A 217-nucleotide genomic window follows, 5' to 3' on the forward strand; every position below is an offset into this window, starting at 1 on the left:
CGGATTCATGACCGGTTGCGGGAGTGGTATCGCATCGAGCCAGGTCGCCAGAGGAGTCCGTCGGAGGCGGTGATTGATAGTCAAAGTGTGAAAAGTGCCGCCGGCGTGAATGAAGCCGTTGGCTACGATGCCGGGAAACAGATTAAAGGGCGTAAGCGCTTTCTGGCGGTGGAGACCTTGGGGTTGGTGATGGGGGTATTCGTCACCGCAGCGAGTA

1 pseudogene is annotated in these 217 nt (G+C 58.1%); it reads left to right on the plus strand.

Annotated elements, in window-relative coordinates:
* A pseudogene (locus JUK32_RS00005) lies at window positions 1–217 on the plus strand (IS5/IS1182 family transposase); the annotation flags it as partial.

Source organism: Halomicronema sp. CCY15110 (assembly GCF_016888165.1).
Lineage (GTDB): Bacteria > Cyanobacteriota > Cyanobacteriia > Phormidesmidales > Phormidesmidaceae > Halomicronema.